We start from the raw sequence: 13619 nt of genomic DNA, 5'->3' as shown, positions 1-13619 counted from the left end.
CGGCATGTCGCGCCGGCGGCGGCAGGCCCTGTGGTTCTGGGCCTTCACCGGCCCGTTCGTGCTCGGCCTCGTCCTCTTCACCTACGTGCCCCTGGCCTGGAGCGTCTGGCTGAGCCTCTTCGAGGCGCACAACACCGTCACCCCCACCGACTTCGCGGGCCTGGACAACTACCGCGAGGTGCTCGGCGATCCGGCCTTCCGCTCCGCGCTCGGCACGTTCGTGCTGTTCACGGCCTTCATCGTGCCCGCCACGTATGGGCTGTCGCTGGGGCTCGCGCTGGCCGTGGGGCGGCTGCGGACCGCGCAGGCCTTCTTCCGGTCGGTCTTCTTCCTGCCCACGGCGTGCAGTTACGTGGTGGCGGCGCTGGTGTGGAAGCTGTCGGTCTTCAACGGGGTGCGGTTCGGGCTGGCCAACACCGTCCTCGGCTGGTTCGGCGCCGAACAGGTCGCGTGGCTGTCGACGACCGACCCGCCCTGGTACTGGCTGGTCCTGGTCACCGTCCGGCTGTGGCTGCAGGCCGGCTTCTACATGGTGCTCTTCCTCGCCGGGCTCCAGCGCATCCCGCCGCAGCTGTACGAGGCGGCGGCCGTCGACGGGGCGCGGCCGGGGTGGCAGACCTTCCGGCACATCACCTTCCCGGCGCTGCGGGCCACGTCCGTGGCGGTGGTGCTGCTGCTGGTCATCAACGCCTTCCAGGCGTTCGACGAGTTCTACAACCTGCTGTCGGACGCCCGCGGCTACCCGCCCTACGCCCGGCCGCCGCTGGTCTACCTCTACTACACGGCGCTCGGGCAGGGGCAGAACCTGGGCCTGGGCAGCGCGGGCGCGGTCGTCCTGGCGCTGGTGATCGCGGTGGTGTCGGTGGTGCAGGTGCGCTGGTTCGGCCTGGGCAGGAGGGAAGCATGAGGCGCACGGACGACGCCCTCGTACGGGCCGGGCGGGCGCTGCGGCTGGTGCTGCTGATCGTGCTGGCCGGGCTGTTCCTGATCCCCTTCTACCTGCTGGTGCGCAACGGCCTCGCCGCGGAGGAGGACATCACCTCGCCGGAGTGGACGTTCTTCCCCTCCGACGTGCACTGGTCGAACGTGCGGGAGCTGTTCGCCGACCCCGACGTGCCGATGGCGCACGCGCTGCTGAACTCCTCGCTGATCGCCGTGGCGACCACGCTCGGCACGCTGCTCCTCGCCTCGCTCGCCGGCTACGGCCTGGCCCGCATCCCCTACCGGCACGCCGACGCCGTCCTCTACGCGGTCCTGGGCACCCTGCTGGTGCCGGCGGCGGTCACCTTCGTGCCGTCGTTCGTGCTGGTGTCGTCGCTGGGCTGGGTCTCCAGCCTGCGCGGCCTCATCGTGCCGACGCTCTTCAGCGCCTTCGCCTGCTTCGTCTTCCGCCAGTACTTCCTGGGCTTCCCCCGGGAACTGGAGGACGCGGCGCAGGTCGACGGCCTGGGCCCGTGGCGCACGTACTGGCTGGTCGTCGTGCCCAACTCCCGCCCGGTGTTCGCGGCGGTCGGCACGATCGTCTTCATCGGCGCGTGGAACTCCTTCCTGTGGCCCCTGGTCATCGGCCAGGACCGCGACGCCTGGACGGTCCAGGTGGCCCTGTCGACGTTCACCACCGCCCAGTCCGTCAACCTCCACGAACTCTTCGTCGCCGCGGCGGTGTCGGTCGTACCGCTCCTGGTGGTGTTCGTCGTGCTGCAGCGCTACATCGTGGCCGGCGTGGAACGCTCGGGGATCGACGACTGAGCCGGCCTCGACGCGAGCTGTGGCGACCGGTGGCCGCCGCGCAGGAGGGCCGCGCCCAAGGGGGTCAGGGTGTGCATGACGGCGCTGCCGTTGCGCAGGGTCAGGACGAGGCCCGCCTCGCGGAGGACGCCCGCGTGCTGGCTGGCGGAGGCCGCGGACACCCCGACGCGCCGGGCGAGTTCGCTCGTCGTGCAGCCGCCGCCGATGGAGCCGAGCACCGCCGAGCGGGTGTGCCCGACGAGCTTGCCGAGCGAGCGCGGGGCGGTCTGCACGGCGGGTGCGGACTCCGACATGTGCCGGGCGGGGTAGACGAGGACGGGGGTGAGGTCGGGGTCCCGGTAGGTGACGGGCGTGCGCCGGCAGAAGAAGGAGGGCACGAGCAGCAGGCCCCGCCCGTTCAAGTGGACGTCGCGGTCGACGGGGTAGTCCGCTTCCAGGACGGGGGCGCGCCAGCGCATCATGGGCGGCAGTGAGGAGAGCAGGGCGTCCGCGCCGCCGTCCAGCAGGGCGCGCCCGCGCACGGCCCGGTCGGCTTCGATCTGGGCTTGGATGTGCTGCCAGTAGGGGGCTATCGCGGCCTCGTGGTAGGCCTGGAGCGCCCCGGTGAGCTTGGCGAAGGCACGGTCGTCGCCCTCGGCCATGGATCGTATCCAAGCGGGGAGCGTGCGGGCCGTGGAGAGCCGGCCGAGCTCGCGGTGCACCCGCTCCCCCGGCGTCTCGCGCAGGGCCTGCATGCCGGAGTCGAGTCCGAGTACCCCTTCGGGGGGCGTGAGGAAGTCCGGAAAATACCCGCGGGATGGCACCAGCGGGGCGAGAAGCCGAGTTTCACCATTCAACCGGGTCCGGGTTTCCGAGCGCCAATCCCCGAAGATCGACTCGCCTTGTTTGTCCCGGAGCCGGTGGAGGCTCAATACGGTTTCCCAGAGTGCGTCCGGGTCTCCGGCCAGGCGCAACCGGGCCAGATCGAGTCCAGTGAAATGGACGCGCAGCACCAAACCCCCACATGAGACATCCGCAACCACCCCCCGCTCACTGAGTATGCACACCGATACGAGCTGTTACCACGCCCTTTTGGCCACAGTTGAAAGGACTCGCGGCGAACGTGGGGGAAGCGAAATGCTATTCACGCACTCGGGGCCGCCCCCGCTCGTTCCCGTGGGGGGTGGCGAGCGAAAAAGCGGCCGCTGAGTATGCGAGTTGCCGCCCGAGCCGATGCGGGCGGCAACAACTCCCGGTGGGGGAGTAAAGAGGGGCGGCGCTCCCGCACGGGCGCCGCCCCTTCGCCCTGTCCGGGCCCGGCATGACCACAGGTCAGCCACATGTCGGGCACATCTCGGGCGCAGGACCACCACACGACGATCACCTGCCGGTAACCCCTGCGTCATGTGCCGGAGACACTGCCGCACCACCACTCGTCCCACGGGCCCCGCGCGAGGGGCGGTTTTCCGCCACGGCCCACCGGGCCGAGGGGCCTTGGTCCGTACCGACCGGTCAGTCCCGGTCCGCCCCCGGCCGTCCTTCCGCCGGGCCGCGGCCGCCCGGAAACGCCTCGCGGCCGCCTCTCCACCGTACGCACTCTCCGCACACGGACGAAGGGGCGGCCCCCCGCACGGGTGCCGCCCCTCCAGGATCCGGAGCCGTCGCCGGGGCTGAGGGTCGGGGTCGCCCCGGCGACGGCTCCGCCGCGCCGGCCCGGTTCGTGCCGGGCCGGTGCGGCCGCCGCATCAGCGGCTGTCGGAGCCCCCGTTGCCGAGCGCTGCGGCACGGCCCGCCTCCAGGCGCGCCACGGGGATGCGGAAGGGGGAGCAGGAGACGTAGTCCAGACCCACCTCGTGGAAGAAGTGCACCGACTCGGGGTCGCCGCCGTGCTCGCCGCAGACGCCGAGCTTGAGGTCGGGGCGGGTGGCGCGGCCGGCCTTGGCGGCCTCGCGGACCAGCGAGCCGACGCCGTCCTTGTCGATGGTCTCGAAGGGGCTGACGCCGAAGATGCCCTTCTCCAGGTACGCGGTGAAGAAGCTCGCCTCGACGTCGTCGCGGGAGAAGCCCCACACGGTCTGGGTCAGGTCGTTGGTGCCGAAGGAGAAGAACTCGGCGGCCTCGGCGATCTGCCCGGCCGTCAGCGCGGCCCGCGGCAGCTCGATCATGGTGCCGAGGGTGAGCTTGAGGTCGGTGCCGGTGGCCTGCTCGACCTCGGCGATGACCCGCTCGGCCTCCTCGCGGACGATCTCCAGCTCCTGGACGGTGCCCACCAGCGGGATCATGATCTCGGCGCGCGGGTCGCCGTTGGCGTTCGCGCGCTCGGCCGCGGCCTCGGCGATGGCCCGCACCTGCATGGCGAACAGGCCCGGGATGACGAGGCCGAGGCGGACGCCGCGCAGGCCGAGCATCGGGTTCTGCTCGTGGAGCTTGTGCACGGCCTGCAGCAGGCGCAGCTCGTTCTCGTGCGCCTCCTGGCGGGCCTCGGCGAGCGCGACCCGCACCGACAGCTCGGTGATGTCGGGGAGGAACTCGTGCAGCGGCGGGTCGAGCAGGCGGACCGTGACCGGCAGCCCGTCCATGGCCTCGAAGAGCTCCACGAAGTCGGCCTTCTGCAGCGGCAGCAGGGCCCCGAGCGCCTCGTCGCGCTCGGACTCGGTGTCGGCGAGGATCAGGCGCTCGACCATCTCGCGGCGCTCGCCGAGGAACATGTGCTCGGTGCGGCACAGGCCGATGCCCTGGGCGCCGAAGCGGCGGGCGCGGGCGGCGTCCTCGGCGTTGTCGGCGTTGGCGCGCACGCGCAGGCGGCGTACGCGGTCGGCGTAGGCCATGACGCGGTGGACGGCCTGGACGAGCTCGTCGGCGTCGTCGGCGCCGGCGTGCATGCGGCCCTCGAAGTACTCGACGACCGGGGAGGGCACGACGGGCACCTCACCGAGGTAGACCTTGCCGGTGGAGCCGTCGATGGAGACGACCTCGCCCTCCTCGATGACGACACCGCCCGGCGCGGTCATGCGGCGCCGCTTGGTGTCGACCTCCAGCTCCTCGGCGCCGCAGACACAGGTCTTGCCCATGCCGCGGGCGACGACGGCCGCGTGCGAGGTCTTGCCGCCGCGCGAGGTGAGGATGCCCTCGGAGGCGATCATGCCGTCGAGGTCGTCGGGGTTGGTCTCGCGGCGGATGAGGATGACCTTCTCGCCCGAGCGCGACCACTTGACGGCGGTGTAGGAGTCGAAGACGGCCTTGCCGACGGCGGCGCCGGGCGAGGCGGCGATGCCCCGGCCCAGCAGCTCGGTCTTCGCCTTGTCGTCGAAGCGCGGGAACATCAGCTGAGCCAGCTGCGCGCCGGTGACGCGCTGCAGCGCCTCGGCCTCGTCGATCAGGCCCTGGTCCACCAGCTGCGTGGCGATGCGGAAGGCGGCGCCCGCGGTGCGCTTGCCGACGCGGGTCTGCAGCATCCACAGCTTGCCGCGCTCGATGGTGAACTCGATGTCGCACAGGTCCTTGTAGTGCGTCTCGAGCGTCTCCATGATCTGCATCAGCTGGTCGTAGGACGCCTTGTCGATGCGCTCCAGGTCGGCGAGCGGCACGGTGTTGCGGATGCCCGCGACGACGTCCTCGCCCTGGGCGTTCTGCAGGTAGTCGCCGTAGACGCCCTGGTGGCCGCTGGCGGGGTCGCGGGTGAAGGCGACGCCGGTGCCGGAGTCGGGGCCGAGGTTGCCGAAGACCATGGAGCAGATGTTGACGGCGGTGCCGAGGTCGCCGGGGATGCGCTCCTGGCGGCGGTAGAGCTTGGCGCGGTCGCCGTTCCACGAGTCGAAGACCGCCCGGACGGCGAGGTCCATCTGCTCGCGCGGCTCCTGCGGGAAGTCGCGGCCGGTGCCCTGGGCGACGATGCCCTTGAACTCCTCGACCAGGCGCTCGAGGTCGGCGGCGTCGAGCTCGACGTCGGTGGTGACGCCCTTGGCGCGCTTGGCCTCGTCGAGGGCCTCCTCGAAGAGCTCGCCGTCCACGCCGAGGACGGTCTTGCCGAACATCTGGATGAGGCGGCGGTAGGAGTCCCACGCGAACCGCTCGTCCCCGGCCTGGGCGGCGAGGCCGGCCACGGAGGCGTCGGAGAGCCCGATGTTGAGGACGGTGTCCATCATGCCGGGCATGGAGAACTTGGCTCCGGACCGGACCGAGACCAGCAGCGGGTCGTCCGCCTGCCCCAGCTTCTTGCCCATCTGCTTCTCGAGGGCGTCGAGGTGGGCGGAGACCTCGTCGCGCAGGGCGACGGGCTCGGTGCCGCTCTCGAGGTAGACCTTGCAGGCTTCGGTGGTGATGGTGAAGCCGGGGGGGACGGGCAGGCCGAGGTTGGTCATCTCGGCGAGGTTGGCGCCCTTCCCGCCGAGCAGGTCCTTCAGGTCCTTGTTGCCCTCGGTGAAGTCGTAGACGAACTTCTGCTGATTGGTGGTTTCCGGCACGGGACTCGACTCCTCACTGGGGTCCCCCCGTACACAGTTGGGGGAAGGCGTGCTCAAACGTGCTGACGGCGGGGAGCGTACCCAGATCGAAGGCTTATGAGGAGGTCCACCCCCCGGCCATATGGGCGTAACCGCCTGTCAGCCAGCAGATCGAAAGTCACGCCCCGGTAAAGGGCCCGAGAGCCGATCGTTCGACTTCTGAAGACAGGATGACAAAAAGAAGTCGGCAGATCACGGAGGGTCGAGGAACGGCGGGGTGAGCCGTCGACTTGTGAAAGCAAGAGGGGTGGCACGCAGTGCCACCCCTCAAGAGATGCACCCCCGGATCAGGCGCTCATCTGAGCATGCCCCCGATCAGAGGTGGCGAGAATCACGCCCTCTCAGCCGCCGGACGTGTCGAGTTCGGCGTCCGCGCTGACGGCCGCGCAGTCGTACGGGTCGTCCAGCCAGCCGTCCGGGAGCACCACGCGGTTGCGGCCGGACGTACGGCCGCGGGGGCCGTCGGCGCCCACCGGCCAGGCCTGGTCCAGATCCAGCTCGCTCAGATGAGCGTCCAGCTCGGCCAGGGACGAGGTGATCGCCAGCTTCTTGCGCATGTCCGAGCCGATGGAGAAGCCCTTGGTGTACCAGGCCACGTGCTTGCGGAAGTCGATGACGCCGCGCTCCTCGCTCTCCAGCCACTCCCCCAGCAGCGTGGCGTGGCGCAGCATCACGCGGGCGACCTCGCGCAGGGTGGGCGCGGTGAAGGCGTCCCCGCCCTCGAAGGCGGTGACCAGGTCGCCGAAGAGCCAGGGGCGCCCCAGGCAGCCGCGGCCGACCACGACGCCGTCGCAGCCGGTCTCGCGCATCATCCGCACGGCGTCCTCCGCCGACCAGATGTCGCCGTTGCCGAGCACGGGGATCTCCGGCACGGCCTCCTTGAGCCGGGCTATGGCCTCCCAGTCGGCGGTGCCGCCGTAGTGCTGGGCGGCCGTGCGGCCGTGCAGGGCGACGGCGGTCACGCCCTCCTCGACGGCGATCCGGCCGGCGTCGAGGAAGGTGATGTGGTCGTCGTCGATGCCCTTGCGCATCTTGATCGTCACCGGGAGGCTGCCGGCGTTGCCGACGGCCTCGCGCAGGATCGAGCGCAGCAGGTTGCGCTTGTACGGCAGGGCCGAGCCGCCGCCCTTGCGGGTGACCTTGGGGACCGGGCAGCCGAAGTTCAGGTCGATGTGGTCGGCCAGGTCCTCGTCCACGATCATGCGGACGGCCTTGCCGACGGTGACCGGGTCGACGCCGTAGAGCTGGATCGAGCGGGGCTTCTCGGTGCCGTCGAAGTGGACCAGCCGCATGGTCTTGGCGTCGCGCTCGACCAGGGCGCGGGTGGTGATCATCTCGCTGACGAACAGCCCCTTGCCGCCGGAGAACTCGCGGCACAGCGTGCGGAAGGGCGCGTTGGTGATGCCCGCCATGGGGGCGAGGACCACGGGCGGCCACACGGTGTGCGGGCCGATCTGGAGCGGCGTGGCGGCGTCATTCGTCATGGCCCCATTGTCGCGTACCGCGCCGGGGTATTTAGTTGTACTCTTTAAATTATTAGAGGCGTACAACTATTGCTTCCGGTCATCTTCCGTGCGCCCACTCCCAGGGGGTCCCGTGCCTGAGCTCTCCCGGCGTCGCCGGTTTCTGATCCTGGCCATCTGCTGCACCAGCCTGCTGATGGTCAGCCTCGACAACACGATCCTGAACGTCGCGCTGCCCTCCATGCAGCGGGAGCTCGACGCCTCCGTCCCCGGGCTGCAGTGGACGATCGACGCCTACACCGTCGTCCTCGCCTCGCTGCTGATGCTCGCCGGCTCCACCGCCGACCGGCTGGGCCGCCGGCGCGTCTTCCAGGCCGGGCTGGTCCTCTTCACCGCGGGCTCCGTGCTGTGCAGCCTCGCGCCGGGGCTCGGCTGGCTGATCGCCTTCCGCATGGTGCAGGCCGTGGGCGGCTCCATGCTCAACCCCGTCGCCATGTCGATCATCACCAACACCTTCACCGACCCCCGGGAACGGGCCCGCGCCATAGGCGTGTGGGGCGCCGTCGTCGGCATCAGCATGGCCGCCGGGCCGATCATCGGCGGCGCGCTCGTCGAGACCACCGGCTGGCGCGCCATCTTCTGGATCAACCTGCCGGTCGGGCTGGCCGCGCTCGCCATGACCGCGCGGTACGTGCCCGAATCCCGTGCCGCCACCGCCCGCCGGGCCGACCCCGTCGGACAGCTGCTGGTGATCGCCCTCCTCGGCTCGCTCACGTACGGGATCATCGAAGGCGCCGTCGCCGGGTGGGGCTCCCCCCTCATCCTCGGCTGCTTCGGGCTCGCCGCCGCCTGTCTGGCCGTCCTCGTCCCCTACGAGCGGCGCCGCGCGGAACCCCTGATCGAGCCGCGGCTCTTCCGCAGCGCGCCCTTCGGCGGGGCCACCGTCATCGCCGTGTCCGCCTTCGCCGGGCTCGGCGGCTTCCTCTTCCTCACCACCTTGCACCTGCAGAACGAGCGCGGCCTCTCCGCACTCGACGCCGGCCTCTACATGCTGCCCATGGCCCTCATGTGCCTCGTCTTCGCGCCGGTGTCCGGCCGGCTCGTCGGGACCCGTGGCCCGCGGCTGCCGCTGCTGCTCGCCGGGATCGCCATGACGGCCAGCGGGGTGCTCTTCGCCGCCTTCGACGCCGGCTCCTCCGACACCCTCCTGATCACCGCCTACGTCCTCTTCGGCGCCGGCTTCGGCCTGGTCAACGCGCCCATCACCAACACCGCCGTCTCCGGCCTGCCGCGCGCCCGCGCCGGGGTCGCCGCCGCCGTCGCCTCCACCAGCCGGCAGGTCGGCAGCTCGCTGGGCGTCGCCGTGATCGGCGCGGCCGTCGCCGCGGGGCTGCAGGGCACCGGCTGGTGGATCATCACCGGCTGCGGCGCGGCCGTCCTCGTGGTCGGTACGATCACCACCGGCCGCTGGGCCGCCCGGACCGCCGAGCGCGCCGCGGCCCGCCCCGACCCCCACGCCGAGCGGAGCAGGATCCCGGTGACGACACCATGACCACGCATGACACACACGACGAGGCGGCGCAGCGTGCCTGGGGGCAGCTGCGGGAGATCGTCCTCGGCGGCAACGAACGCCGCAAAGAGGTCGTCGACGCGCTCGGCATGAGCTTCTTCCGGGTGAAGGCGCTGCGGCGCATCGCCCGCGGCCCGCTCACGCTCCGCGAGCTGGCCGAACAGCTGATGACCGACCGCCCGTACACCACGCTCGTCGTGGACGACCTCGCCGGGCGCGGCCTGGTCGAACGCACCGCGAACCCGGCCGACCGCCGCTCGAAGATCGTCTCGGTCACCCCGGCGGGCCGCGAGGCGGCGGCCCGCGCGGAACGCATCCTGGGCACCCCGCCCCCGGCCCTCCTGGCCCTCCCCCCGGAAGACCTGGCGGCCCTGGACCGCATCACGGCCCATTTGGCGGGAGCCCCATCCCGACCCGCCGAGGACTGACCCGGCGAACGCAGGGGCCCGGTCCGGCACCGCCGCCACGACCGCGGTGGGCACTCGCGCGGCAGCAGCAACTGCCCACCACGCTGGTCGCTCGCCGCGGCAGCGGCAAATCCCCGCGGCACGCTCAGGACGTCGTAGCGCGCGTCAGAGCCGTCAGGCGGGTGCGTGTTTCCTCGTCCGCCGGAGTGAACGTCACGACGCGGCCGCCGGGGTGCGGCCCCGTCCACAGGCTGGTGTGGTTCAGGCGCAGTTCGCCGGTGCGGGCGTGCCACAGCGTGCGCACGCGGTAGGCCGTGACGGGAGCGACCTCGTGCCGTGCCCACAGCACCCGGAACTCCGGCGACGCCCGCAGCAGCTTCGCCAGCAGGTGTTCCCACGCCGGATCGGCGAGGTGCTCGGCCATGGCCGCCCGGAACTTCGCGGCCATGGCCCCTATCGTCTCCTCCCGGTCGACGAACGTGGCCCGCACCTCCTCGTTGGTGAACGCGAGCCACATGCAGTTGCGTTCCTCGGGCGGCAGCTTGTCGAGGTCGCACATCAGCGCGCTGTACGTGCGGTTGTAGGCGAGGATGTCGTACCGCGAGTTCTGGATGCAGGCGGGGAACGGCTCCAGCTGCTCCAGCATCATGCGCAGGTCCGCGGAGACCCCGGGGCAGTCGGTCTCCGGCAGCGGGTCGATCGCCCCCGCGAGGGCGAAGAGGTGGCTGCGCTCGCTGCGGTCGAGCTGCAGCGCGCGGGAGACGGCGTCGAGGACCTGCGGGGAGACCTTGATGTCGCGGGCCTGCTCCAGCCACGTGTACCAGGTGACGCCCACCGCGGCGAGGTGGGCGACCTCCTCCCGGCGCAGCCCGGGCGTGCGCCGCCGCGGCCCGCGCGGCAGCCCCGCCCGTTCGGGCGAGACGCGTTCGCGGCGGCTGCGCAGGAAGGCGGCGAGCTCCCCGCGGCGGACGTCGTCGGCGGTGGGCGCGGGGACGGCCCGGGTCTCCTGCAGCATCGTGGTCATGTCTCCAGCGTGCGCGAGGCCGGCGGCCCGTTCCAGGTAGTGCTGGTACCAGGATAAGAAGGCTCTGGTACCGGGCTGGGAGAGCGGGCACCGTCAGAGTGTGAGCGATACCCGAATACCCTCCCCCGCCGCCGCGGCCGTCGCGGCTTCCCCCTCGATCCCGAAGTCCCGTCCCGCGCTGACCCCCCTGGGCCTGTTCACCGTGCTGACGGGCGCGGCGCTGCCCATGGTCGACTTCTTCATCGTCAACGTCGCCCTGCCGGCCATCGACCACGACCTGCACGCGGGCCCGGCGCTGCTGGAGATGGTGGTCGGCGGCTACGGGGTCGCGTACGCCGTGCTGCTGGTGCTCGGCGGCCGGCTGGGCGACATGGTGGGGCGGCGCCGGCTGTTCCTGTGGGGCACGGCCGCGTTCGGGGTGACGTCGGTGGCGTGCGGTCTGGCGCCGGGCGCGTGGGAGCTGGTGGTCGCGCGGATCGCGCAGGGCGCGGCGTCCGCGCTGATGCTGCCCCAGGTGCTGGCCACGATCCAGGCGACGACGAGCGGGCCGGCCCGGGCCAGGGCGCTCAGCTTCTACAGCGGTACGGCCGGGGTGTCCGCCTCGGTCGGCCAGGTGCTGGGCGGGGTGCTGGTGGCCGCCGACGTGGCGGGCACCGGCTGGCGGTCGATCTTCCTGGTGAACGCGCCGATCGCGGTGGTCGCGCTGGTCCTGGCGGGCCGCGCGGTGCCCGAGACCCGCTCGGAGCGCCCGACGCGGGTGGACGGTGCGGGGACGGTGCTGCTGTCGCTGTCGCTGGTCTCCTTGCTGGTGCCGCTGACGGAGGGCCGGGCGACGGGCTGGCCGGTGTGGTCGTGGGTGCTGCTGGCGGTCTTCCCGTTCGCGGCGGTGGCGTTCGCGGTGACGGAGCGGCGCCTGGAGCGGTCCGGCGACGGGGCGCGGACGCCGCTGGTGCCGCCGTCGCTGCTGCGCGTGCGCTCGGTGCGGACGGGGCTGACGGTGCTGGTGCCGTTCTCGCTCGGCTGGGGCGGCTTCATGTTCGTGCTGGCGGTGGTGCTGCAGGAGGGGCTGCGGCTGGGGCCGATGGCGGCGGGGCTGTCGCTGCTGCCGATGTGCCTGGCGTTCTTCGCGGCGTCCCTCGCCTGCCCCCGGCTGTTCGGCCGGTACGGGCGGCGGGCCGTGACGGCCGGGGCGCTGATCCAGGGGGTGGGGCTGCTCGGGGTGGCGGTGTCCTTCTTCCGGGGCTGGGACAGCGGGGCCGGTCTGTGGTGGGCGTGCGCGGCGCTGGCCGTCCAGGGCGCGGGCCAGGGCTTGGTGCTGCCGCTGACGCTGCGGACGGTGCTGAGCGAGGTGCCGGTGGCGCAGGCGGGCGTGGGCAGCGGGGTCATGGTCACCACGCAGCAGGCGTTCATGGCGCTGGGGGTGGCCACGCTCGGGTCGCTGTTCCTGTCCCTGTCGGACGCGGTGGGGATGCGGGATGCGCTCGCGGTGACGCTGGGGGTGCAGTTGGTGACGGTGGTGGCGACGGTGCTGCTGACGCTGCGGTTGCCGCGCGTGGAGGGCTGAGCGGACGAGCCGAGGGGCCGGGCCTGTCCGGGGCCGGGACGACGTACATGGAATGACAGATATTGAAATCTGTCATTCCATGTGTCACTCTTCAGGGGAGCCCGGATGCCTCCGGCTACCCGCCTTGAGCGGATTCCTACCGATTCATCGCGTCGGTTCCCCTGATCTCCCGAAGGAGCCCCCCATGCAGCACCGCACCCTCGGCACCACCGGCCCCCGGGTCTCCGCCCTCGGACTCGGCGCGATGGGCATGTCCGCCCTCTACGGCGAAGCCGACCGCGCCGAGTCGATCGCGACGATCCACGCCGCGCTCGACGCCGGCGTCACCCTGATCGACACCGGCGACTTCTACGGCATGGGCCACAACGAGCTGCTCATCGGCGAAGCCCTGCGCACCACGAGCGAGGCCAACCGCGCCAAGGCGCTCACCAGCGTCAAGTTCGGCGCCCTGCGCGACCCCGACGGCGGCTGGTCCGGCTACGACGGCCGGCCCGCCGCGGTGAAGAACTTCGCCGCGTACTCGCTGCAGCGGCTGGGCACCGACCACATCGACGTCTACCGCATCGCCCGCGTCGACCCCGACGTGCCGATCGAGGAGACGGTCGGCGCCATCGCCGACCTCGTCCAGGCCGGCCACGTGCGCCACATCGGCCTCTCCGAGGTGGGCGCCGACACCCTGCGCCGGGCCGCGGCCGTGGCGCCCATTTCCGACCTGCAGATCGAGTACTCGCTGATCTCCCGCGGCATCGAGGAGCAGATCCTGCCCACCGCGCGCGAGCTGGGCATCGGCGTCACCGCGTACGGCGTGCTCTCCCGCGGACTCATCAGCGGCCACTTCGACCGGGACCGGCAGCTCGGCGCGGGTGACTTCCGCGGCATGAGCCCGCGCTTCCAGGGCGAGAACCTGCAGCGCAACCTCGACCTCGTCGACGCGCTGCGCAAGGTCGCCGAGGACAAGGGCGCGAGCGTCGCCCAGACCGCCATCGCCTGGGTCCTCGCCCAGGGCGAGGACATCGTCCCCCTCGTCGGCGCCCGCCGCCGCGACCGCCTCACCGAGGCGCTCGGCGCGCTCGACCTGACCCTGGACGCCGCCGACCTCGCCGCCATCGAAAAGGCCGTCCCCGCCGGCGCCGCGGCCGGCGCCCGCTACCCGGCCTCCCAGATGGCCCACCTCGACAGCGAACGATGAGCCCTGCGGGCGGCTTGCGACCCCGGGCCCGCGGCCCGTTCGGCACCGCCGGACACCACCACGGTGCTTGCCCGCCACGGCGGCGGAAGAAAGTGCCCGGCGCCACCGGACCGGACCCAGCCGTCACTGCGTACGGCCACCCTGGGCAACCCACAGCGCAACCCGGCGGCGC

Annotated in this window: 10 protein-coding genes; 6 read left to right on the top strand and 4 right to left on the bottom strand. The window is 72.1% G+C overall.

Annotated elements, in window-relative coordinates; translation table 11 throughout:
• Nucleotides 1-4 precede the first annotated feature (4 nt).
• Both ACSNOG_RS02830 and ACSNOG_RS02825 read left to right on the top strand, forming a co-directional pair.
• A complete protein-coding gene (locus tag ACSNOG_RS02830) occupies nucleotides 5-907 on the top strand; it encodes a carbohydrate ABC transporter permease (protein WP_436750951.1) in 903 nt (300 codons plus the stop codon).
• Nucleotides 904-1749 (top strand): carbohydrate ABC transporter permease, encoded by an 846-nt coding sequence (locus ACSNOG_RS02825; RefSeq protein WP_436750894.1) that lies wholly within the window; start codon nucleotides 904-906, stop codon nucleotides 1747-1749. The genes ACSNOG_RS02830 and ACSNOG_RS02825 overlap by 4 nt, the downstream gene beginning before the upstream one ends.
• Here ACSNOG_RS02825 and ACSNOG_RS02820 read toward each other — a convergent pair.
• The 3 genes from ACSNOG_RS02820 to dusB form a co-directional block, all read right to left on the bottom strand.
• Nucleotides 1707-2741: an ArsR/SmtB family transcription factor gene (locus ACSNOG_RS02820; RefSeq protein ID WP_436750893.1), complete on the bottom strand. Its 1035-nt coding sequence runs from the start codon at nucleotides 2739-2741 to the stop codon at nucleotides 1707-1709. The two genes, ACSNOG_RS02825 and ACSNOG_RS02820, sit on opposite strands and share 43 nt — an antisense overlap.
• 732 nt (nucleotides 2742-3473) lie before the next feature.
• Nucleotides 3474-6191 (bottom strand): pyruvate, phosphate dikinase, encoded by a 2718-nt coding sequence (gene ppdK, locus ACSNOG_RS02815; RefSeq protein ID WP_436750892.1) that lies wholly within the window; start codon nucleotides 6189-6191, stop codon nucleotides 3474-3476.
• Nucleotides 6192-6571: 380 nt separating this feature from the next.
• Complete coding sequence (gene dusB, locus ACSNOG_RS02810) at nucleotides 6572-7714, bottom strand: tRNA dihydrouridine synthase DusB (protein WP_436750891.1); 1143 nt, start codon at nucleotides 7712-7714, stop codon at nucleotides 6572-6574.
• Between the two features lie 112 nt (nucleotides 7715-7826).
• On the opposite strand from dusB, the gene ACSNOG_RS02805 reads away from it, so the two are divergent.
• Together ACSNOG_RS02805 and ACSNOG_RS02800 are read left to right on the top strand one after the other, a co-directional pair.
• On the top strand, nucleotides 7827-9245 hold the full coding sequence (locus ACSNOG_RS02805; RefSeq protein WP_436750890.1) for an MFS transporter: 1419 nt from the start codon (nucleotides 7827-7829) through the stop codon (nucleotides 9243-9245).
• Nucleotides 9242-9691, top strand: a complete 450-nt coding sequence (locus ACSNOG_RS02800) for a MarR family winged helix-turn-helix transcriptional regulator (RefSeq protein WP_436750889.1) — start codon at nucleotides 9242-9244, stop codon at nucleotides 9689-9691. Before ACSNOG_RS02805 ends, ACSNOG_RS02800 begins: the two co-directional genes overlap by 4 nt.
• A 124-nt stretch (nucleotides 9692-9815) precedes the next feature.
• Here ACSNOG_RS02800 and ACSNOG_RS02795 read toward each other — a convergent pair whose 3' ends face one another.
• The gene (locus ACSNOG_RS02795; protein ID WP_436750888.1) at nucleotides 9816-10694 is read right to left on the bottom strand and encodes a helix-turn-helix transcriptional regulator; all 879 of its coding nucleotides are present in this window, start codon (nucleotides 10692-10694) and stop codon (nucleotides 9816-9818) included.
• A 100-nt stretch (nucleotides 10695-10794) separates the two neighbouring features.
• Between ACSNOG_RS02795 and ACSNOG_RS02790 the strand changes: the two genes are divergently transcribed.
• Nucleotides 10795-12258, top strand: a complete 1464-nt coding sequence (locus ACSNOG_RS02790; protein ID WP_436750887.1) for an MFS transporter — start codon at nucleotides 10795-10797, stop codon at nucleotides 12256-12258.
• 184 nt (nucleotides 12259-12442) lie between these two features.
• Entirely contained in the window at nucleotides 12443-13447 is a 1005-nt protein-coding gene (locus ACSNOG_RS02785; protein ID WP_436750886.1) for an aldo/keto reductase, read from the top strand.
• Nucleotides 13448-13619 lie beyond the last annotated feature (172 nt).

It is taken from the genome of Streptomyces sp. URMC 124, from assembly GCF_051386455.1.
In the GTDB taxonomy this organism is placed as follows: Bacteria; Actinomycetota; Actinomycetes; order Streptomycetales; family Streptomycetaceae; genus Streptomyces.
Note: the sequence above shows the minus strand (reverse complement) of the source record. Positions and strands in the feature narration are given on the sequence as shown.

Bases quoted from the DNA above. Each gene is read 5' to 3' on its own strand.
- ACSNOG_RS02830 (WP_436750951.1), top strand. From the start codon at position 5: ATGTCGCGCCGGCGGCGGCAGGCCCTGTGGTTCTGGGCCTTCACCGGC.
- ACSNOG_RS02825 (WP_436750894.1), top strand. From the start codon at position 904: ATGAGGCGCACGGACGACGCCCTCGTACGGGCCGGGCGGGCGCTGCGG.
- dusB (WP_436750891.1), bottom strand. From the start codon at position 7,714: ATGACGAATGACGCCGCCACGCCGCTCCAGATCGGCCCGCACACCGTG.
- ACSNOG_RS02800 (WP_436750889.1), top strand. From the start codon at position 9,242: ATGACCACGCATGACACACACGACGAGGCGGCGCAGCGTGCCTGGGGG.
- ACSNOG_RS02795 (WP_436750888.1), bottom strand. From the start codon at position 10,694: ATGACCACGATGCTGCAGGAGACCCGGGCCGTCCCCGCGCCCACCGCC.
- ACSNOG_RS02785 (WP_436750886.1), top strand. From the start codon at position 12,443: ATGCAGCACCGCACCCTCGGCACCACCGGCCCCCGGGTCTCCGCCCTC.